The organism is Bradyrhizobium sp. USDA 3311, assembly GCF_054062495.1.
The window spans coordinates 5,063,075-5,084,248 of the sequence record NZ_JBSSFI010000001.1 but is presented as its reverse complement, the minus strand read 5'-3'; the positions used below and the strand labels follow the sequence as shown (position 1 = coordinate 5,084,248).

Here is a 21,174-nt window from a genome sequence, read left to right as displayed (position 1 = left end):
CAGGCTCCGGAGACGCATTAATGCAGGAGGCTGAGCGACGGCGAGTAGTCCACCGGCACAAGCAAGCGATCCTCGATCTGACCTACCATGAGCCCGTGCTCAGCGTGAGTAACCCGCTTGATCTCGCTCCACTCAGCATCCGCCATGAAGGCCGCCCATGCCGACGTCTTGGCCGCCTCGTCCGGCCACTCCAGGAGATAGGCGAATTCGGTCCTGTCGCCGAATTTCGTTTCCCACATCGCCACGATCCGGAAGCCATATCTGGTTCGCATGATGCGCGCCGCGTGATCGCCAAACCGCGCGTGGAATGCGGCCTTGTTCTTCTCGAAGATTTCGTAGATGCGCAGTTGCTGGATCATGACCGTCTCCTTGCGGAGGAGATATGGTCACGCCTAGTGGCAGGACAAGCTACGGACGCCCCTCCTCGTCATTGCGAGGCGCGAAGCGGGGCACATGACCCGGATATCGCTGCGCTCATCCGGGCTACGAAGTGACTACGACTGACTACCGTGAAGATGCAGAAACGAGGCGAGACCGCCTATGAAGGTCGGACTCTCCGGTTCGTAGCTCAGCGCCCTGCGGTAGCACTCCTCGGCAGAAGTGAGCTCGCCCAGATCTTCGTAACAACAGGCCAGCGAGTATAGCGCGGTTCCGTGCTCCCAACCCGGATTCAGCGCGACAATCTCAGCATAAAGGGCAGCAGCTTCCTTCAGGTGCCCTGCATTCATGGCTCCGAGCGCGAGCTTTTCGAGCTCCAGCAGGTCGAGAGCTGTGCGTGCCAAAATATGTTCCTGTCTCGGAAACTCACGCAGAAAAAAGCGCGGCCATCAGCCGCGCCTTCGTTAGTCCTACACGGCGCCTGCCTTCTGCGCGTATTCCCATGACGCCTGCGACAGCGGCACGGTGCGCTTGGCGGATTCCAGCGCCTTGGCGTTGGCGGCGGTGCCGTCGCGGATGCGCCCCGCAATGCCTTGCGTGATGCCGGCGAGACGGAACAGGTTGTAGGAGAAGTACCAGTTGAGATCGGGCACGCTCATCCCGGTCGCGTTGCAGTAGATCTGCGCGGCCTCCTCCAGGCTCGGGATGTTGAGCGCCTTGAGATCGACGCCCTGCAGGCCCGGCATGATCCACTGCATGAGCAGATAGGTGAAGTCGGCCATGGGATCGCCGAGCGTCGACAGCTCCCAATCCAGCACGGCCTGCACGCGCGGTTCCGTCGCGTGGAAAATCATGTTGTCGAGCCGGTAGTCGCCGTGCACGATCGAGACGCGCGCCTGTTCCGGCACGGTCTTGGGCAGCCATTCGGCGACCTTCTCGAACTCCGGAATGTGCTGGGTTTCGGAGGCGCGGTATTGCTTGGTCCAGCGGTCGATCTGGCGCGCGAAATAGTTGCCGGGCTTGCCGAAGTCGCCAAGGCCGATCGCGACGGGATCGTACATGTGGAGTTTCGCCAGCGTCTCGATCTTGCTGGTGAAGATCTTTCGCCGCGCGTCGGCATCCTGGCTCGGCAGCGCCGGATCCCAGAACACCCGGCCCTCCTCCATCGACATGATGTAGAACGCCGCGCCGATGACGCCGTCGTCCTGGCACAGCGCATAGGCGCGCGCGACCGGAAAGCCCTGTTTTCCAAGGGCCGCGATCACGCGATATTCGCGATCGACCGCATGCGCCGACGGCAGCAATTTGCCGAACGGCTTGCGGCGCATCACGTAGGAGCGCTTCGGCGTGTTCAGCCGGTAGGTCGGGTTGGACTGGCCGCCCTTGAACTGGAGGACGACCAGCGGTCCCTCAAAGCCTTCGACGTTGTCGCGCATCCACGCCTCGAGGCGCAGCTCGTCGAAACGATGCCGCTCCTCGACCGGCTTGGTGCCCGAGAACTCCTCGTCTTTCCTGACGCCGTCGGCCACGATGACGCTCCCTCAATTCTTTTGTCCGTCATTCCGGGGCGCCTCGAAGAGGCGAACCCGGAATCTCGAGATTCCGGGTCTGGTCCTTCGGACCATCCCGGAATGACGGCGTGGAGAGCGGCTTGTGCCCTCCCCCATTTTAGTGCGTGGAAGAGTTTGCATACTTCCGAACTTCAAGTCTGGCAATGGCGCGGTTGTGCACCTCGTCCGGACCGTCAGCGAGACGGAGCGTGCGGATGTGGGCGTAGTCCTTGGCAAGGCCGGCCTCGTCGGAGACGCCGGCGCCGCCAAAGGCCTGGATCGCCTGATCGATGATCTTCAGCGCCATATTCGGGCCTGCGACCTTGATCATGGCGATCTCGAGCTGCGCCGCCTTGTTGCCGACCTTGTCCATCATGTCGGCGGCCTTGAGGCACAGCAGACGGTTCATCTCGATGTCGGTGCGCGCCTCGCCGATGCGCTGCTCCCACACCGAATGCTCGATGATCTTCTTGCCGAACGCGGTGCGCGAGGAGAGCCGCTTCACCATCTTCTCCAGCGCCTCCTCGGCCTTGCCGATGGTGCGCATGCAGTGATGGATGCGGCCGGGGCCAAGGCGGCCCTGCGCGATCTCGAAGCCGCGGCCTTCGCCGAGCAGGATGTTCTCCTTCGGCACCCGCACATTGTCGAGCAGCACCTGGGCGTGGCCGTGCGGCGCGTCGTCGAAGCCGAAGACGGGGAGCATCTTCTCGACCTTGATGCCTGGCGTGTCGAGCGGAACCAGGATCTGCGACTGCTGCTGGTGCTTGGCGGCCTTCGGATCGGTCTTGCCCATCAGGATCGCGATCTTGCAGCGGGGATCGCCGACGCCGGACGACCACCATTTGCGGCCGTTGATGACGTAGTGATCGCCGTCCTTCTCGATGCGGGTCTCGATGTTGGTGGCATCAGACGAGGCCACTGCCGGTTCCGTCATCAGGAACGCCGAGCGGATCTCGCCGTCCATCAGCGGCCGCAGCCATTTGCGCTTCTGCTCCCTGGTGGCATAGCGGATGAACACTTCCATGTTGCCGGTGTCGGGCGCGGAACAGTTGAACACTTCCGAGGCCCAGGTGACGCGGCCCATCTCTTCCGACAGCAGCGCGTATTCGAGATTGGTCAATCCCGCGCCACGGAATTCATCGTCCTCATGCTCGGACGGCGGCATGAACATGTTCCAGAGGCCTTCGGCCTTAGCCTTCTTCTTGAGGTCCTCCAGGATCGGGATCACCTTCCAGCGCTCGCCGTTGCGATCCTGCTCGTCATAGACCGGCACCGCGGGACGTACGTGCTTGGCCATGAAGGACCGCACGCGGTCGAGCCATTCCTTCTGCTTGGGGGACAGATCGAAATCCATGGGACGCTCCTCGTTTTCTCTCGTTCGAACCGGTTTTGCGCCGGACTGTCCTCCCGCTGCATACGGCCCGCAAGCGCGAATGCGCGGCTTGCGAAGCGCACCGGAACCAGATCGCAGTTGCGAACGAGTCCCGATTGCGGATTGACTTTTCCCGGCCTTCAAACGATAGTTTCATACAACTGTTTGAATTGCAACTCCCTCGGCCCTTCGCGCCCACTCGTCATTCCGGGGCGACGCGAAGCGTCGAACCCGGAATCCAGAAGTTGCGGCGCGAGATTCCGGGTTCGCGACGATGTCGCGCCCCGGAATGACGGGATAAAGAGTCATGGCCAGCGATCATACGAGGTCTGCCATTCTCGCCGCCGCCGAACGGCTTTATGCCGATCGCGGCTTCGGCGACGTGACGCTGCGGGACATCGTCGCGGAGGCCAATGTCAACCTCGCGGCGGTGAACTATCATTTCGGCTCGAAGGACGAATTGATCGCGGAACTGTTCGTCTCCCGCTCGATCGCCACCAACCGCGAGCGCCTGCGCGAATTGAAGGCGGCGGAAGAAGAAGGCGGCGGCCGCGCGCCGATCGAGGTGATCCTGCGCGCCCTCGTCGGCCCGACCTTGCGCGGCTGCCTCGGCCCTGAGAACCAGCGCTCGACGGCGGCGCGCTTCATGATCCGCGCCTCGATCGAATCCGTGCCGCCAATCCGCCGCATCAAGAACCGCGAGATCGACCATTTGCGCAAATTCGCCGGCGCGATGCGCAGATCCCTGCCCGACCGCAGCGACGTCGATATCTACTGGGGCCTCAACTTCGCGCTCGCCATGGCCCACCACACCATCCGCGAGAGCGAGCGGCTGACCAAACTGTCGGAAGGCAAATGCGACCTCGACGACGTCGAGGACGTGGTTGCGCGCGTGGTCAGCGTGGCGACGATGGCGCTGACGGCGGGAAAGGCGGAAACGAAGGCCCCGGCACGCGCGCTGGCGAGGGACGCGCGCTAGCCTTCACATCATCGCGATGCAGTCGATCTCGACGTCGAAGGAGGCGAACCATTCCGGCGTGCAGACGAAGATCCGCGCCGGCGGATCGACCGGGAAATAGCGCGCATAGACCGCGTTGAACGCGGCGAAGTGCTTCGTCGAGGTGCAGTAGACGTTGCACTTCATGACATTGTCGAGGGAGGCGCCGGCCGTCTCCAGGCACAGCTTCATCTGCTCCATGATGATCTCGCTCTGCCGCTCGATCGGCGCGGAGGCGATCTCGCCGGTTTCAGGATCGAATGGCGGCAGCCCGGCGACGAAGATCATGTTGCCGGCGCGCGTCACCGGCGAGGTCGGCGCTTTCCAGCGGTCGAGAAACGACGAGATCGGTTCGACGCGGAGCGCTTCGCGTTTCATGGCGGCCACCTTAGGTTCGAGCGAGACTGGCGCCTTGCTACATTATATTGCAGCCGGCATGTTTCGCTTCTGATCGAAGTGTGGTCGTAGCGGGATCAGGCCCGCTGCGGCATCTCCTCGGCCTCTTCCTTGGCGAGCAGCAGCAGCATCTCGATACCCATCTCGCCCTCCTGCGGCGAACGGATGAACTTTATTTCGTCGGCGCTTTGCCGCAGCGCGGCAATGATAGCGACGGCCTGATTGGCGGTTGCCGCCTCGGTCGCCAGAACGGCCTTCTGGTTCTTGGACTGAAACCCGATCGTATAGGACATGCACTTCCCCTCCCGGAACTCGCAGGGAGATCGAATCAGAGTCGCGCGCGGAGCGGAAGCCTGTGTAAGTACGGACCGGGTTTATCTGGGGATTGCGCGCAAGCCTCACGCAAGGCCAGCAAGCGTCACGCTGCGGTCACTTTTGGTTCGACGGCGCTCAGCCGAGCCCAAGCATCGCACGCGCCTCCGCCGCAGTTGCGACGCTCGCACCCAGGCTCTTCAAAATGCCTGTGGCATGCGCGACCAGCTCGGCATTGGTCTTGGCCAGCACGCCCTTGGACAGATAGAGATTGTCCTCCATGCCGACGCGGACGTGGCCGCCCAGCAGATACGCCTGCGCCACCATCGGGAATTCGGCGCGGCCGATGCCGAAGCCTGACCAGACCGCGCCCGGCGGCAGCAGGCCGCGGGCGTAGAACATCGTCTCCGGCGTCGCCGAGAAGCCGTATTTGACCCCGAGCACGAGCGAGAACAGGCCCGGCCCCTTCAGCGTGCCGTCGGCGAACATATCGCGCGCCAGGTGGCAGTCGCCGGAATCGAACAGCTCGATCTCCGGCAGCACGCCGGCCGCCTTCATGCGCTCGGCCATGATGCGGACATTGCGCGGCGTGTTGATCACGACCTCGCCGCCGGAGTTCATGGTGTTGAGGTCGAGCGTGCAGATGTCGGGCTTGAGCAGCTCGACATGCTCGACGCGCTTTTCGGGAGGAAGCAGCGTGGTGCCTGCAGCAGCGATGCGGGGATCCTCGATTGAAGGCACAAAGCGTCCGCCCGGGCCGGTCGTGAGATTGATGACGAGGCTCTTGTTGCGGGCGCGGATTTTTTCCACCACCTCGCGATAGAGGTCGATCGCCATCGACGGCCGACCGGTCGCGGGATCGCGCACGTGGATATGGGCGATGGCGGCACCGGCGTCAGCTGCCTCCAGTGCAGATGTCGCGATCTGCTCGGGCGTGATCGGCAGATACGGCGACTGCTCGGGCTTGGTCAGGTTGCCGGTGATGGCGCAGGTGATGATGGTTTTGCCGGTCATGCGATGCTGTCCTTTGCCCGTCTGTTTCAACGCGATCGCGGGCATCTTCCTTCTCCCCTTGTGGGAGAAGGTGGCGCGAAGCGCCGGATGAGGGGTATCTCTCCGCGAACTCAACAGGCAGTTACGCGCGCGGAGAGATACCCCTCACCCGTCTCGCCGCTTTGCGGCGAGCCACCCTCTCCCACAGGGGGAGAGGGTAAGAAACCGCTAGATAATCCCCTGCTGCTTCAGCGTCTCGATCTTTCCCGCATCATAGCCGAGCTTGCCGCCGAGCACCTCCTTTGTGTGCTCGCCGAGCAGCGGCGGGGCGCGGTAGTTCTTGATCGGGGTCTCCGAGAAGGTCAGCGCGTTGCGGATCAACGACAGCTCCGGCTCGAACTTGTGCTCGGTCTTCACCCGCATGCCGCGCGACTGGACGTGCGGATCGGAAAATACCTGCTCGAAATTGTTGATCGGACCTGACGGCACGCCGGCCTCCTCCAGCCTGTCGAGCCAGTAGGCCACCGGCTGCTTCAGGAACAGGCCGGCGAAGATCGCCATGATCTCCTTGCCGTGCACGACGCGGTCGTTGTTCTTGATGAAGCGCTTATCGTTGGCGAGCTCGGGCTCGCCGAGCACCGCACAGGTGCGCTGAAACTGACCGTCATTGCCGACCACCAGCATCAGCTCGCCGTCGGTGCAGCGGAACACGCCGGCCGGCATGCCACCATTGCCCCAGGTGCCGCGGCGCGGCGGCGTCTTGCCGTTGACGAGGTAGATCTGGAGCCAATGGCTGAGCGAGGCAATCACGGTGTCGAGCAGGCAGACGTCGAGATGCTGTCCGACACCGCCATTGGCGTCGCGATGGTAGAGCGCCGAGAGAATGCCGATCGAGGAATTCATGCCGGTCATGTAATCGACGATCGACGGGCCGACCTTCATCGGGCCCTCGCCCGGCTCGCCGTCGATATGGCCGGTGACGCTCATCAGGCCGCCCATTGCCTGCAGGATGGCGTCATAGCCGGCGCGCGGCGCGTACGGGCCGGTCTGGCCGAAGCCGGTCACCGAGCAATAGATGATTCCGGGGTTGATCGCCTTGATGGTCTCGTAGTCGAGGCCGTAGCGCTTGAGATCGCCGACCTTGTAGTTCTCCATGAAGACGTCGACGTCCTTGGCAAGCTCGCGAATGATCGCCTGGCCCTCGGGCTTGGCGATGTTGACCGTGACCGACTTCTTGTTGCGGTTGGCGCACAAGTAGAACGAGTTGTTGTTGTTCGCCTTGCCCTCGGGGTCGGTCAGATAAGGCGGGCCGAAGGCACGCGCGTCGTCGCCGGTGCCCGGCCGCTCGATCTTGATGACCTCCGCACCGAGATCGCCCAGCATCTGGGCCGACAGGGGCCCGGCGAGCACGCGGGTAAGGTCAAGGATCTTGATGCCTGAGAGCGGCAAGGCCGACATGTCGGTTTCCTCCGGGGAACTGGTGTTGGCGCGGCGGCCCGAGTGCTGAGGTTCGGCCGTGACTGCGCTCCCTGCGGATACACCATTTTCGGGCCTTGAGCACTGCACTCCGGGCATACGGCCATCCCTGCGCCGGCGGCCGGACCGGCCATCGAGAGCGAATTCCGCGCCGTGAATATTGCCTCAGGTTACGGCAGCCGCAGCCACCTGCGGCCGGCGGCGGCCGAGCAGGACCAGGATCAGCACGGTCGCGCAGGAAAACACCAGCGTCAGGCCCAGCGCGCCGCGGCTGCCGAACTGGGTGAGCAGAGCTGCAAGGAGCGGCGGCGAGATCGCGGAAGCGAGATTGAGCGGCAGCGCGATCATCGACATCGCCTTGGCGAACTCGGCCTGGTCGTAGAAGACGAGCGGAATCGTCGCTCGCGCCACCGCCATGGCACCGCTGCCCGCGCCATAGAGCAGGATGAAGGCTGCGACCGCCCAGGTCGCCCCCTCGCTCAGCATCAGCAGCAGCATGGCGACGGGGAGCGCCGTGCCGGCGACAAGCCCGGTCGCGATTCCGTCCCATCGTCCCCCGCCGAGGAAGTCCAGCCCGCGGGCGCTGACCTGGATCACGCCGAGCATCGAACCGAAGGCGATGGCCTTGGCCGGCGCCAGCCCTTCCGCCCGCAGCAGCTCGATGAGCACGGCGCCGAGACCAAAATTCACGAAGGCGTTCAGCGTGATCGCGATGACGACGAGATTGAAGGTGCTTCGCGGAATCGCGGGCGCATCGGAAGGTCTTGCAGCCGAGCCGCCGTCGTCCTTCATGATATTCCGGCGCGGCGCACCAAAGGCATAGAGCGGAAGCGAGACCAGGATCAGCATGGCGGCGTAGATGAGGCAGGTGCCCCGCCAGCCGAAATGGCCGCTGAGAAACGAGGTGGTCGGCCAGAAGATGCTGCTGGAGAGGCCCGTCACCAGCATCAGCGCGCCGATGGCATTCTTGGCCTGGCGCCCGGCGACCTCGTTGAGCATGATATATGCACCGGTCGACAGCGTGGCGCTGCCGCCCATGCCGAGAATAACCCAGGCCACGAAATAGAGCAGCGGCTCGCGCGCAAAATACAGAACGACATAGCCCGGCACGGCAACGACGGTGCCCACCATCATCACCTTGCGTGCACCGTGCCGCGCAAACGCCTTGGCGAGCCAGGGCGCGCACAGCCCCATGGTGACATAAAGCGTGGAGGTGCCCGCAAACACCATCGGCAGACTCATGCCGAGATCGGCCGCAAGGTCGCGGCCGACGATCGGCGGAAGGCCGATCGTTCCCCATCCGATGAGCTGGGTGATTGCAAGCACCAGCAGGACCCCGATGAGCCTGCCGTCAGATTTCAAGAACCGCATTCCAAACGTCGCCTGCCCGGCAGGCGCAGATCGCGCCTGTGGCACCCGTCTTACCCGGAGACTCAGCGCACGGGAACGCCGGCCGCCGAATGGCAGAAGGCAGCCGGGAGCATGTCAGGCGGAGGCAGAAGCTCCTACCCCGGGAGCCCGAGCAGGGATCGCGCCTCGGCAGCGGTCGCGACGCGCCGGCCGTGGCGCGTGACAGCCTCGCAGGCGATGGTCACGAGCTCCGCGTTGCTGGCGGCGAGGCGCGTCTTGTCGACCCTGATATTGTCCTCGAGCCCGGTGCGAACCGCGTCGGCGCCGCGCGCGAGCGCCCAGCCCATGACCTCGGCTTGGTGGCGCCCGATCCCGGCCGCGGTCCACGTCGCTCTCGGGATCAGCCGCCTGAGCTCTCCCAGGAGGATATCGAGGACATGCTCGTCCGCCGGCATCGCGTTCTTGACGCCCATGACGAACTGCACGTGCGGTCGCGGGTCAATCAGCCTCGCCTCGATCAGGCGGCGGGCGCCATGCAGATGCGACAAATCGAAGATCTCGATCTCCGGCCGGATGCCACCTTCCTTCATGCTGGTGGCGAGGGTCTCGACCAGGGCAGCGCTGTTCTCGTAGACAATCGTCGGAAAGTTCACCGATCCCGTGGACAGCGAGGCCATGTCCGGCCTCAGATAGAGCGATGATCCCCGCGCCGAGGGATCGCGGCCCCGCCCGCCGGTCGAGAACTGAACGATCATCCCTGGGCAGTGCTTCCTGATGCCTTCCTGCACCAGGGCAAAACGCTCCGGATCGGAGGACGGCGTCTCGTCATCGTTGCGAACATGGATATGGGCAAGCGTCGCGCCGGCCTCGAACGCTTGTTGCGTCGACTCGATCTGCTCGGACGGCGAGATCGGCACCGCGGGATTGTCCTTCTTGCGCGGAACGGAGCCGGTGATAGCGACGGCAACGACGACGGGGTTCATCCTGCAACCTCATGATGATCGCGCTCACGCGCAAATATTCCGAATCGGCAGCCACACAGTGCTGCGAAACCCTGCCGCTGCGACAATCATCGATCGCAGCGGCAATCGCCTCATACCATACCCGTCAGGTCGGAACTGCGGCAGCCCCGCTCGCCGCTCCCGCACGCTGCCGCTCATAGTCTGCGCGCGCCATCGGAACGGCTTCGGGATTACCGAGATCCTCGATGTTGATCCGATAGGTCTCCCGGGCCGTGACGGCCGCCAGCGCGGCGATGATCGTGATGCCGAAGGCGATCGCCCCCACCGTCAACGGAATGTTGGCCGAGCCGGGAGGCGCCACGGTCGCAAACAAAGCGGGAAGCAACGCGGTGATGGTCGTGCCGATGTTCTGCGAGATCGCCATTGCCGACACACGGGTGCGCGTCGGAAAGAGCTCCGGGTAGAAACTCGGGAAGATCGCGTTGTAGCCCTGGTAGACGACGCCCCACATCAGGAGGGACAGCAGGATCGCCAGCGGCACATTCCGGATGCTGATGGCATAGAGATAGCCGAAGGCGAGCAAGCCGGAGAGCAGCGCGCCCACGATGATCGGAGGCTTGCGGCCGACCTTGTCGGAGAGATGGCCGACGAAGGGAATGACGAACACGGCCAGCATGTTTCCGAGCACCGGGATCCAGAGATAGACGTCCTTGGCAAAGCCGATGCCATAGGCGGGCTGGACCGCGTAGGCCGCACCGAAGATGGTCGCAACGACGGGGATGACGTTCATCAGAGCCATGCAGATGACCCTGAGCATGTCGCGCCAGCTCAGCTTGATGGCCTGGACAATGGGCGCCCGCGGCGTTTCTCCCAGCTCGCCCTCGCGGGCAAAGGCGGGGGTTTCGTCGACTTCGCGGCGAATGATGTAGCCTGCGACGATGACGAAGAAGCTGAGCAGGAAGGGAATCCGCCAGCCCCAGCTATTGAAGGCGTCGGTCGGCATATAGGCCGCCAGCGGCAGGAAGACCGCGGCCGCGAGAATTTGTCCGGCCTGCACGCCCTGAAGGGCGAAGCTTGCATAGAAGCCGCGCCGGCCGAACGGCGCATGCTCCAGAATCATCGAGCTTGCGCCGGAGATCTCACCGGCCACGGCAAATCCCTGCACGAGGCGAAGGATGACGAGCAGGATCGGCGCCAGGATGCCGACTTGCTGATAGGTCGGCAGGATACCCACCGCCATCGTCGAGATGCCCATCAGGAACATGCAGACGATGAGAACAGTCTTGCGGCCATGGGTGTCGCCCCAATGTCCGAGGACGAAGGCGCCGATCGGCCGGGCCACGTATCCAACACCATAGGTCGCCAGCGATGCGACGATGGCGACGGTGGGATTGTCCGACGGAAAGAAGATCTGCGGGAAGATCAGCGACGCAGCGGTCGCGTAGATGAAGAAGTCATAATATTCGAGAGCCGACCCGATCCAGCCGCTGGCAGCAGCCTTCCTCGACTGACTCATGTGGTGCATCGCGCGAGTCGTGACCATTTCAAAATTCCTCCCTGGTTTTCTGGCGTCCCGTTGGCGGGCTTCGTTGAAAATTGGGCAGCAATCTCCGGGCGTTCTGCGAAGCTTCGCGAGCGCTGGTCACTGCCGATGGGTGTCTGATTGATCGCGACAATAGGCTTTCGCTGGGCTAACACAATTACCCAGTTATGCGATAAACCTAACATGATGTTATTTGCGTCGGAGCGCGAACGTCGGGCAGCGGGCTCGCGGACCGCGGCTCGGCATGCCGCCGCGGGAGAGCATCGTCACCGGCTCGCTTGCGATCGCCAGCAGCTTTGGTCAGCCCTCCCCGCCAACTCGCCCCCGCTGAACAATTGCGCATCCGCTCGCGGATGTCGGAAAACGGCGCAATCTTCAGCGGCGGCGTCGAAGCCGACCGCCTCTATTTCAATGCGGGTGCCGAGGTCACGCTCGGAATTGCCGCGCGGCGCGGGCGATTGATCGTGTGATGCGGCGCGCAAGAGGCCCACCACACTGACGATGCTAGCTCCCGAGGTCAGCCTCGCCGTCTTCGCGGCCGGGCGCACTGACATGGACCTCGTGCCCCTGCCGGAGTGCCAGCGAGGCGGCCGCCACGGCCGCTTCGAACGCCGATTCCTTGGTCGCATATTTGCCGTTGACGTTGCCGTCGTGCAGCACACCCCATTGGTCCCGGACCGGCACGATGGCGTATTGAGCAAGGCCCATTGTCCAAATCCTGTCGCTGCCCGAGTTGCGGCCGCGCGCGAGTTAGCCGTCACCCCCTCCGACCAGCCAACTCGTGCTTGCGGTGAAGGTTCCCATGGGGATTTGTTCTGATCTCCCCCTGCATCGAACAACGCGGGCGAGCAGTCGCTGGATTATTGCGCAGCTAGCTGCGCGGCTTGATACGCCGCATAGGCGCGCTTCAGGCCGTCCTCGAGCGAGGTAGTCGCGCGCCAGCCGAGTCCTGCAAGGCGGCTGACGTCGAGCAGCTTGCGCGGCGTACCGTCGGGCCGCGAGGTGTCGAAAGAGATCTCGCCGCTGTAACCAACGACCTCGGCAACGACGCGCGCGAATTCGGCGATGGTGATGTCCTCGCCGGTGCCGATGTTGATCAGCCCGGCACCGGAATAGGTCTTCATCAGGTGCACGCAGGCATCGGCCATGTCGTCGACATAGAGGAACTCGCGCCGCGGCGTGCCGGTGCCCCACACGACGACGCCCTTGGCGCCCGAAACCTTCGCCTCGTGGAAGCGGCGGATCAGCGCGGCGACGACGTGGCTCATCTCAGGGTGATAATTGTCGCCGGGGCCGTAGAGGTTGGTCGGCATCACGCTGATGAAGTCGCATCCATATTGGCTGCGGTAGGCCTCCGCCATCTTGATGCCGGCGATTTTTGCAATTGCATAGGGCTCGTTGGTCGGCTCCAGCGGGCCGGTCAGCACGGACTCCTCGCGCAAGGGCTGCGGGGCCAATTTGGGATAGATGCAGGAGGAGCCGAGGAACATCAGCTTCTCGGCGCCGTTCCGATGCGCGGCGTGGATCACGTTGGCCGCGATCGCGATGTTGTCGTAGATGAACTCGGCGCGCAGCGTGTTGTTGGCGACGATGCCGCCGACTTTCGCCGCCGCGAGGAACACGACCTGCGGCCGCACCTTTGCGAACCAGTCGAACACCGCAGCCTGGTTGCAGAGATCGACCTCGCGACGGTCCGCGGTGACGAGCTTGACATCCTCTCCTGCGAGCCGGCGCACCAGCGCGCTGCCGACCATGCCGCGATGGCCGGCGACGTAGACGCTTCTGCCCTTCAGCTCAAACGGAGCGTTTGTCATGGGCAGCGTCCCGTTTCGCCTGTGCCAGATCGCTCGCCATCATCTCCTCGACAAGCTGGGCAAAGCTCCGCTTCGGCTTCCAGCCGAGCACCTCGCGCGCCTTGCTGGCATCACCGATGAGGAGATCGACCTCGGTCGGGCGGAAATAGGTCGGATCGATCTTCACCACCGTCTTGCCGCTCTTGGCATCGACACCGGTCTCCTCGACGCCTGCGCCACGCCACACGATGCGCCGGCCGACCTGCGCGAACGACAATTCGACCATCTCCCGCACCGAGCGCGTCTCACCGGTGGCGAGAACGAAGTCGTCGGGCTTGTCGGCCTGGAGGATCATGTGCATGCCCTCGACGTAGTCCTTGGCATGCCCCCAGTCGCGCTTGGCCTCGAGATTGCCGAGATAGAGCGTGTCCTCCAATCCCACCTCGATGCGGGCGACGCCGCGCGTGATCTTGCGCGTGACAAAAGTCTCGCCGCGGATCGGGCTCTCATGGTTGAACAGGATGCCGTTGGACGCGAACATACCGTAGGCCTCACGGTAGTTCACCGTGATCCAATAGCCGTAGAGCTTTGCCACGCCGTAAGGAGAGCGCGGATAGAACGGCGTCGTCTCCTTCTGCGGGATCTCCTGCACGAGACCGTAGAGCTCGGAGGTCGAGGCCTGGTAGAACCGTGTCTCCTTCTCCATGCCGAGGATGCGGATCGCTTCCAGCAGCCGCAGCACGCCGATCGCGTCGGCATTAGCTGTGTATTCCGGGCTCTCGAAGCTCACGGCGACGTGGCTCTGGGCGGCGAGATTGTAGATCTCGGTCGGCCGGATCTGCTGCACCAGGCGGATCAGATTGGTCGAGTCGGTCATGTCGCCGTAATGCATCAGGAACGGCACGTTGCCGACATGAGGATCCTGATAAAGGTGATCGACCCGCGCGGTGTTGAACGAAGACGAGCGCCGCTTGATGCCGTGCACGACATAGCCGAGCGACAGCAGATATTCGGCGAGATAGGCGCCGTCCTGGCCGGTCACGCCGGTGATGAGAGCGATCCGCTCGGTCATAGCTATCCCGATCTCCTGGTACCCATTGGCGGGGCGGTCCGCGCGTTCGTGGCCGTCGATGTGACGCCCTTCTTTGACAGAACGGCCGCCCCGGTCAACACGTACGGGACGCAATGGAGATTGAAGCGGGTGAAGCGCTCCGGCTTAGAATCTCTTTCCCGCTTTTATACGTAATTCCAAGAAGTTACATCATCCCCAAGTTTCGTGTTGGACATTCCAGCCGCGGCTCACTTTGGCGCGTGTGCTGCGCAAGACGGCCGGCACCCATGACGCGGCGAGTCGGGGGCGCTCGCCGGCGCAGGTTCTGCTCAAACCGGCCATTGTCGATCGCTCGCGGCCTCTGTCCGGATAGCGCCGCACGCATGCCAAGGATGTCGAGCGCTTCACCCACCCAACACGCCGCTTTGAAGTTTCTTCATTCTGCGGCGATGCAGCCGGCGTCAATCGACGTCAGGGAAACCGCATTTCATGCTCGGCACGGATCCTCGAATGAACGGATTTCAGCACCTATTCGTCGTCCGAAGGCTTCACGCCGGCCCCCTCGCCTCGACGGAGCTTTCTGACGAATGCCGCGATCGCATCATAAGCTTGCAGCAACGGCGGGCTCAGAGAAAAGAAGGCGCCGAGCGCGACTGCAATAATCGCATGACGAAGCGAAAAACCCTCGTCCTCTTCCAGCCGGCTTTTCGGATCGATCAATGCAGGCGACAGGCCGCTCTGTCCTCGCTCACCATTCGACCTCCGCGACTTCCGCGGGGGGATCATGATCACGGCGAAGAGAACATTGATGAGCAGCCAAATGCCAAGAATAATGAGCAGAGTTCGCATCGAAAATCCGAAAAATATCAATCGAAAAAAAATCAGTCACGTCATTTCAGCGAATATTCGTTCACGCTTTCCGTCACAATCACTAGGTGCCTTGCCGGACGCAAGCAAAATGCGCGCTCTCCTCGCCTAAAGGACCGTGCAGCGTTACCAGCGCCGACGCTCTGCATCGGCGACACCTGCTTGCAACGACGGCTGTGATGACAGGCGCCGAAGCCGGCCCGCGTGTCGGCCGCGACCTGTCCTCGCGCTGTGGCAGCGGGCTCCTTCGGATGATCGGTTGAGCGTGAAGCCCGGTTTCTGTTCGCCAATACAGAACCGTCCGCCGGCGGAACAGTACGGGCATCGTGGAAGCTTGCGCTTCGTCACATCCAGGTTTGGCGCCGCCCTCCACCTCGAAGACAGAGGTATTATTACACCTCCGCTCTGCCTCCGACGTGGCAGAAATGCGACAACCCGGTATAATTGCTCAATTTTCCCGCATTGCGCCTAGCTTGTCGGTTCAGTCCTTGCGAGACTTGAGGCAATTTCATGGGGGACCCCGCGACCGAATTTCGGAAACGGGCGGAGGTAAAATTGCTCAAGTACATTTTCGTTTTCACAGCATTGGCTGTGGTTCCATGCGGCGGCGCATTAGCCGAACCGTTCTCGATCAATGACGCGTTGAAACAGGCCGTACGTACCAACCCTGGAGTTGGTGAAGCCTCGGCTAACCGCCGCGCTACCGAGAGCGAGCTTCGCCAGACCCAGAGCACGCTGCTTCCGCAGGTTCGCGTGGAAGCGCGCTGGGGTCCCGAAAAATTCGACCAGAGCGCTGCCGTATCAACCGGCACCGCCCTGCCCGTCCCGATCGTCGGAAATGGCTCGTGGCGAAACGGATCGCAGGAATCCGTCGTCGTCCGGCAGATCTTGTTCGACGGCTTCGCCTCGATTCACGACATCTGGCGGCAGACGGCGCGCGTCAACGCAGCGGCTTTCCGCGTTCGCGAGCGGACCGAGTTGATCGCCCTGGACGCAGCGGAAGCCTATGTCGACGTCGTGCGCTATTTGCGGCTGGTCACGCTCAGCGAGCAGAACGTCGTCACCCACGAGAAGATCTTCAGCAACGTCAACACGCGCTTTTCCGGCGGACGCGCCGGTGAAGGCGATCTCGAGCAGGCCCGCGAACGGGTTGAAAATGCGCGTGCGACGCTCGCCGAATTCCGCCGGAGCCTGGAAGAGTCCCGCGCCAGATTCCGCAAGGTCGTCGGACTTGAACCCATCAATCTTCGCTTTCCGGGACCACTGGGCGGCTTGCCCACGACCCGCGACGAGGCCCTTGCCACCACGGTACGGTTCAACCCCACCATTCAGGCCGCGCAGGCCGACGCCGATGCGGCAAAGCATGCGTTTCGCGTGACGGACGGCGCTTTTGTTCCGACCTTCTCGCTCGAGGGCCGGGCGACGCACAACGACAACACCTACCCCTATCTTGGGGTTACTCACGACGACTACAGCGGCAAGGTTGTCATGTCCTGGGATGTCTTCCGCGGCGGTCAGGATGTCTGGCGGCGGTCGGAGATGTCCGAACGCTACGTCGAAAGTACCGCGCGGCATGCACGCCTTCAGCGCGATGCAATCGAATCCATCGACAAGGCTTGGGCAGCGCGGACGGTCACCGTGACACGAATCGCCGCGCTGACGCGGCAACTCGAGGCTGATCGCAAGACGATTGCGGCCTTCCAAAAGGAATATGAGCTTGGCCAGCGTTCGCTGATTGACCTCTTGAATGCCCAGAACCAGTATTTCAACGCATTGGTTTCGTTGACCTCGGCTCGTGGCGTCGTGGTATTCGCCGACTATCAACTTTTGGCGGCCATGGGCACGCTGCTTGAATATTTGAAATCTCCGCCGCCTGTTGACGCAGCGCCGGTGGATCTTGGGGTTTTCGGAACGCCCGACTACAAGGCGCCGACGCTCCGCGTGAAGCTGCCCCAGACCGGTTCCGAACCGCTGAACGTCCCGGTGCCTGCACCGGAACGAGTTCCCGCCCGTCTGGGCTACGCGAGCGAAGCGCCCGAACCTGATGCGTTCAAGGATAGATGGCCGACACGATCCAATCTGCCGACCATGGTGGGAGCATCCGAATGGATCACGCAGCGGCGAAGCACCGACGATCCGGTCATACTCAACACCTCTCCCGCTACCGCGTACGCGGCCGATAGAAAGCCGCACTGGCTGGCGACGGCATTCGAGCCGGTTCAGAGATAGTTCCAACTCCGCGAGCGCGTCCGTGATCGGCGAAAGGCGGTTCGAAGATTAACCTTTAGTTGCGCTTTTGCCGATTAACCAAATGATTTCGTGCGTTTTCCGCTATGCTGGAATGACGGTTCGCTTTTCGCTCCGCATCATTTCATTTTGGACATTCGCATTTGTTGTTTCGAGCATCCGAGTCAACGCACATGCATGGCCACTCCGTCGCGGAGCAAGCCGTTGCGTCTGAACCGAAGCAAGCGACAGGTCGCCTCGAAAGCGACGACCCACTTGCATCATCGCTCATTTTCCTGGCGTCGTACCACGGCCGCGCTGTTAGTCGCGAGGCATTGCTAGGCGGCCTGCCGATCCTCGACGGCCGGTTGTCAGTTCCCCTCTATGACCGTGCGGCTCAGCGCGCGGGCCTCCAGACCGAAGCGGTCAAACGGGACATTGCCGATATTCCCGCGCTGGTGCTGCCGGCCGTCCTTATCATGAAGAATGGCACGACGCTGATCCTGCTGGGGTTCGACAAATCCGGAAGCAGTGTCAAAGTCCTCAATCCGTCCCTCAAGGCCGGCATCCCTGAGCTTCACGCGATCCAGACCATCTCGGCCGGCTACACCGGATACGCTTTCTTCGTCAGGGCTACGGTTGAGAGCAACGCACGCGCCGTCGCTGCCGGCGACCTGCCGCGAAGCCATTGGTTTTGGTCGGTGGTCAAGCTGCATTGGCGCGGCTACGGTCACATCGCGCTTGCAGCCTTCCTGATAAATATGCTCGCGCTGGCGACGCCCCTCTTCACCATGAGCGTCTACGACCGCGTCGTCCCCAATGGCGCGCTTCCTTCGCTGATCGCCCTGTCGATCGGAATGGGGTTGGCGATTGCGTTCGACTTCATCTTCCGGACGGTTCGCAGCCGTATGATCGATGTCACCGGCAAGACGATCGACGTCATCCTCGCTGCCAACATTTTCGAGCACGTGATGGGCGTGAAGATGGCGCAGCGTCCCGCGTCGGTGGGTATCCTCGCCAATCAGTTGCGCGACTTCGATTCAGTTCGCGAGTTCTTCACGTCCGGCAGCGTCGTATCCGCGACGGATCTGCTGTTCGCGATGCTGTTTGTCGGGATTCTCTTTGTCATCGCAGGGCCGCTGGCCTGGATACCTCTGGTGATGTTGCCGGTCATGCTCCTGATCGGCCTGGCATTGCAGCGCCCGCTGGACCGGGCCATGAAACGCCAGCAGGCTGAAGCTGCGGCACGTCATGGCGTGCTGGTCGAATCGCTGTCCGGCCTCGAGACGATACGCGCGACCGGCGCCGAAGCGCGCATGCAAACGGCCTGGGAACGATCGGTCGCGGCAACGGCCCGCTCGGGCGAAGACGTCCATTTCTGGGCCTCGCTCGCGCTGACGAGCGCCAATACGGCCCAACAGCTCACCAGCCTCGCCCTGATCGTCGTCGGCGTATTCCTGATACTCGACGGCAAGCTCACGGTCGGAGCGCTGGTCGCGGCAAACATGCTGGCGGGGCGCGTTCTGGCACCGATCGCCGGGATCGCTTCGGTGATCACGCGCGGAACGCAAACGCTGAGTTCGCTAAAGGCCATCGATCGCATTATGTCGCTGGAGCGCGAGCGATCCCCTGCGCGTGCCTATGTCTCTCGACAGATCCGTGAAGGCGCGATCGCTTTCGACGGCGTCAGCTTCACTTACCCCAACGCGCCCGGCAAGGCCCTCGACAAGGTATCCTTCAAGATCGAAGGCGGCGAGAAGGTCGGCATCATCGGACGCATTGGATCCGGCAAGACGACTGTGGGGCGGCTTCTGCTCGGCTTCTATGAGGCGCAGGAGGGCCGCATCCTCGTCGATGGTGTCGACTCGCGGCAATACGATCCGTCCGACCTGCGGTCCGGGGTTGGCTTTGCGATGCAGGACACCGAGCTGTTCTTCGGAAAGCTGCGCGACAACATCGCGCTGGGCAAACCCGAGGCAACCGACGAGGAAGTCCTGGCCGCGGCACGGCTGGCCGGCGTCGAGACGTTCGTCGCGGGCCATCCCATGGGCTACGACATGCCCATTTCGGAAGGCGGCCGGAGCCTCTCCGGCGGCCAGAAGCAGGCCATCGGCCTTGCGCGGGTGCTCATCAGGAAGCCGCGGATATTGTTTCTGGACGAACCGACCGCCCATTTCGACATTCGCAGCGAAGCCGAATTTCTCGAGCGCCTGAGGGCGTTGCGCGAAGAGCAGATCACCATTCTGATCTCGACGCATCGGCTCTCACTGCTGAATATGGTCGACCGCCTGCTGCTGTTCGACAACGGCCGACTGATCGCCGACGGCCCCCGCGACAAGGTTCTCGCGCTCCTGCAGGGCAAGCCGGCGCCATCGACGCCGAGCCAGACCCCGATGCCGGCGGCTGCCGAACAACCCGTCTCACCCATGGCCAGAACCAATGTCGTCTGATTTCGCGTTTGCCAACGATGTTCGGGCTGCCGCCGCGCTTCGTGCGCCGCGGACCTCCCGCATGCTGCTTGTAGCGTCCCTTGCCCTGCTCGCCACGTTCCTGACCTGGGCTCATTTCGCCGTGCTGGATGAAGTCAAGCGAGGCAACGGCCGCGTCGTACCCGCGCGCCAGATGCAGGTGGTGCAGTCGCTCGAAGGCGGGATCGTCGGCGATATCCTCGTCCAGGAGGGATCGATCGTCCAGCAGGGACAATCCCTGATGCGCATCGACGATACAAAGTTTGCATCCGAATTCGGCGAGATCAGGGAACGGCGGGCTGCGATGGCGGCCCGTGTCACCAGACTTGAGGCCGAAGCCAGGGGAAAGGGCGAGCTGATCTTTCCCGATCAGCTTGACCAGGTGGTGCCGTCGGCCGTGGCCACGGAAAGCAGCGTGTTCAAGATGCGCGCGCAGAAACTGGCGCAGGATGTCGACGTCCTGAACCAGCAGGTCGCCCGGCTCGGCGGCACGCTCAAATTGCTGGATCGGGAGCTGGCGTTGACGCGCAAGCTGTACGAGCAAAAGGTGGTGCCGGAAATCGAGATGTTGCGGCTCGACCGCCAGGCGACCGAGATGAGAGGACAACTCGCGGAGGCCCAATCCAAGATCGCGAGCACGGTCTCCTCCTTCCGCTCCCAGGCGGACGAAGATCTTGCGAAGTCCAAGGGCGACCTGGCCGTGCTCGATGAAAATATCAAATCGGCGCAGGACCGGGTCCGGCGAACCGACCTCAAGGCACCCGTGCACGGGATCGTCAACAAGTTGAACGTGACCACCGTGGGGGCAGTCGTGCAGCCCGGCGCCAATGTGATGGACATCGTCCCCCTCGACGACACGCTGCTGGTCGAAGGTCGCATCAAGCCCCAGGACATCGCCTTCATCCGGCCCGGCCAGGACGCCGTGGTGAAGATCTCGGCCTACGATTCCTCCGTCTACGGCTCGCTGAAGGGCAAGGTCGAGCGCATCAGCGCCGATACGATCGTCGACGACAAGGCCGAAAAGACCCCGGATCGCCAGGAGAGCTTCTACCGCGTCATGGTGCGGACAGAGAAGAACCACCTGGGCACGGAGCAGAAGCCGCTCCCGATCATTCCCGGCATGATCGCGACGGTCGAGGTGCTGACCGGCGAGAAATCGGTTCTCGATTATCTGGTGAGGCCGGCCCGCACACTGCGCGACGAAGCCCTGCGCGAGCGTTGAGGCTTCGACAAGGTTAACAGGGCGCAAAGGTCGCGGCGACAATTTGCCGGTCGCTCGAAGCGCGCGATTGACCGCCTTTGCGACAAGGCTGCCGCCCTCCCCCCGCTTTAACCTCACCTAAGCGTCGCAGACCTCAGTCTCGATCCGACAACAGGATCGGGGCGTGGATCGACGCAATAGACGTTGACGACGCTCCCGGCGCAGGGGACGTCGTCTAT

At 63.1% G+C, this 21,174-nt stretch carries 19 protein-coding genes; 4 read left to right on the top strand and 15 right to left on the bottom strand.

Annotation, left to right across the window (positions count from 1 at the left end):
* Positions 1 to 17: 17 nt before the first annotated feature.
* From ACVWW6_RS24145 to ACVWW6_RS24130, 4 genes are all read right to left on the bottom strand, one after another.
* Positions 18 to 359 carry an NIPSNAP family protein gene (locus ACVWW6_RS24145; protein ID WP_011088200.1) on the bottom strand — a complete coding sequence of 114 codons (342 nt, stop codon included), beginning with the start codon at positions 357 to 359 and terminating at the stop codon, positions 18 to 20.
* Between the two features lie 135 nt (positions 360 to 494).
* Positions 495 to 782, bottom strand: a complete 288-nt coding sequence (locus ACVWW6_RS24140) for a tetratricopeptide repeat protein (protein WP_038967958.1) — start codon at positions 780 to 782, stop codon at positions 495 to 497.
* A gap of 66 nt (positions 783 to 848) precedes the next feature.
* The gene (locus ACVWW6_RS24135; RefSeq protein WP_404522017.1) at positions 849 to 1,907 is read right to left on the bottom strand and encodes a phosphotransferase family protein; all 1,059 of its coding nucleotides are present in this window, start codon (positions 1,905 to 1,907) and stop codon (positions 849 to 851) included.
* 139 nt (positions 1,908 to 2,046) lie between these two features.
* Positions 2,047 to 3,282 (bottom strand): acyl-CoA dehydrogenase family protein, encoded by a 1,236-nt coding sequence (locus tag ACVWW6_RS24130; protein ID WP_456681480.1) that lies wholly within the window; start codon positions 3,280 to 3,282, stop codon positions 2,047 to 2,049.
* Between the two features lie 325 nt (positions 3,283 to 3,607).
* Here ACVWW6_RS24130 and ACVWW6_RS24125 point away from each other — a divergent pair, with 325 nt between their 5' ends.
* Positions 3,608 to 4,279 (top strand): TetR/AcrR family transcriptional regulator, encoded by a 672-nt coding sequence (locus ACVWW6_RS24125; protein ID WP_011088204.1) that lies wholly within the window; start codon positions 3,608 to 3,610, stop codon positions 4,277 to 4,279.
* Positions 4,280 to 4,282: 3 nt separating this feature from the next.
* Here ACVWW6_RS24125 and ACVWW6_RS24120 read toward each other — a convergent pair whose 3' ends face one another.
* The 11 genes from ACVWW6_RS24120 to ACVWW6_RS24070 form a co-directional block, all read right to left on the bottom strand.
* Positions 4,283 to 4,675: a RidA family protein gene (locus ACVWW6_RS24120; protein ID WP_456681479.1), complete on the bottom strand. Its 393-nt coding sequence runs from the start codon at positions 4,673 to 4,675 to the stop codon at positions 4,283 to 4,285.
* A gap of 95 nt (positions 4,676 to 4,770) precedes the next feature.
* Positions 4,771 to 4,986, bottom strand: a complete 216-nt coding sequence (locus tag ACVWW6_RS24115; protein ID WP_028171360.1) for a hypothetical protein — start codon at positions 4,984 to 4,986, stop codon at positions 4,771 to 4,773.
* A 157-nt stretch (positions 4,987 to 5,143) separates the two neighbouring features.
* Complete coding sequence (locus ACVWW6_RS24110; protein WP_060907990.1) at positions 5,144 to 6,019, bottom strand: BKACE family enzyme; 876 nt, start codon at positions 6,017 to 6,019, stop codon at positions 5,144 to 5,146.
* Positions 6,020 to 6,226: 207 nt separating this feature from the next.
* The gene (locus ACVWW6_RS24105) at positions 6,227 to 7,456 is read right to left on the bottom strand and encodes a CaiB/BaiF CoA transferase family protein (RefSeq protein ID WP_271551701.1); all 1,230 of its coding nucleotides are present in this window, start codon (positions 7,454 to 7,456) and stop codon (positions 6,227 to 6,229) included.
* A 183-nt stretch (positions 7,457 to 7,639) separates the two neighbouring features.
* On the bottom strand, positions 7,640 to 8,845 hold the full coding sequence (locus tag ACVWW6_RS24100) for an MFS transporter (RefSeq protein ID WP_456681478.1): 1,206 nt from the start codon (positions 8,843 to 8,845) through the stop codon (positions 7,640 to 7,642).
* Positions 8,846 to 8,979: 134 nt separating this feature from the next.
* Positions 8,980 to 9,807, bottom strand: coding sequence for a 3-keto-5-aminohexanoate cleavage protein (locus tag ACVWW6_RS24095; RefSeq protein ID WP_456681477.1), 828 nt, complete (start codon positions 9,805 to 9,807; stop codon positions 8,980 to 8,982).
* A gap of 124 nt (positions 9,808 to 9,931) precedes the next feature.
* Positions 9,932 to 11,329 (bottom strand): MFS transporter, encoded by a 1,398-nt coding sequence (locus ACVWW6_RS24090; RefSeq protein ID WP_011088210.1) that lies wholly within the window; start codon positions 11,327 to 11,329, stop codon positions 9,932 to 9,934.
* Between the two features lie 504 nt (positions 11,330 to 11,833).
* Positions 11,834 to 12,037 (bottom strand): hypothetical protein, encoded by a 204-nt coding sequence (locus ACVWW6_RS24085; protein ID WP_028171354.1) that lies wholly within the window; start codon positions 12,035 to 12,037, stop codon positions 11,834 to 11,836.
* A 152-nt stretch (positions 12,038 to 12,189) separates the two neighbouring features.
* The gene (gene fcl, locus ACVWW6_RS24080; RefSeq protein ID WP_028171353.1) at positions 12,190 to 13,143 is read right to left on the bottom strand and encodes a GDP-L-fucose synthase; all 954 of its coding nucleotides are present in this window, start codon (positions 13,141 to 13,143) and stop codon (positions 12,190 to 12,192) included.
* On the bottom strand, positions 13,124 to 14,194 hold the full coding sequence (gene gmd / locus ACVWW6_RS24075) for a GDP-mannose 4,6-dehydratase (RefSeq protein ID WP_456681476.1): 1,071 nt from the start codon (positions 14,192 to 14,194) through the stop codon (positions 13,124 to 13,126). Before gmd ends, fcl begins: the two co-directional genes overlap by 20 nt.
* Before the next feature lie 507 nt (positions 14,195 to 14,701).
* Positions 14,702 to 15,022 (bottom strand): hypothetical protein, encoded by a 321-nt coding sequence (locus ACVWW6_RS24070; RefSeq protein ID WP_049832405.1) that lies wholly within the window; start codon positions 15,020 to 15,022, stop codon positions 14,702 to 14,704.
* Between the two features lie 528 nt (positions 15,023 to 15,550).
* On the opposite strand from ACVWW6_RS24070, the gene ACVWW6_RS24065 reads away from it, so the two are divergent.
* From ACVWW6_RS24065 to ACVWW6_RS24055, 3 genes are all read left to right on the top strand, one after another.
* Positions 15,551 to 17,269, top strand: a complete 1,719-nt coding sequence (locus ACVWW6_RS24065) for a TolC family outer membrane protein (RefSeq protein ID WP_097532583.1) — start codon at positions 15,551 to 15,553, stop codon at positions 17,267 to 17,269.
* A 191-nt stretch (positions 17,270 to 17,460) separates the two neighbouring features.
* The gene (locus ACVWW6_RS24060) at positions 17,461 to 19,716 is read left to right on the top strand and encodes a type I secretion system permease/ATPase (protein WP_011088216.1); all 2,256 of its coding nucleotides are present in this window, start codon (positions 17,461 to 17,463) and stop codon (positions 19,714 to 19,716) included.
* Positions 19,706 to 20,956 (top strand): HlyD family type I secretion periplasmic adaptor subunit, encoded by a 1,251-nt coding sequence (locus ACVWW6_RS24055; RefSeq protein ID WP_011088217.1) that lies wholly within the window; start codon positions 19,706 to 19,708, stop codon positions 20,954 to 20,956. Before ACVWW6_RS24060 ends, ACVWW6_RS24055 begins: the two co-directional genes overlap by 11 nt.
* Positions 20,957 to 21,174: the final 218 nt, after the last annotated feature.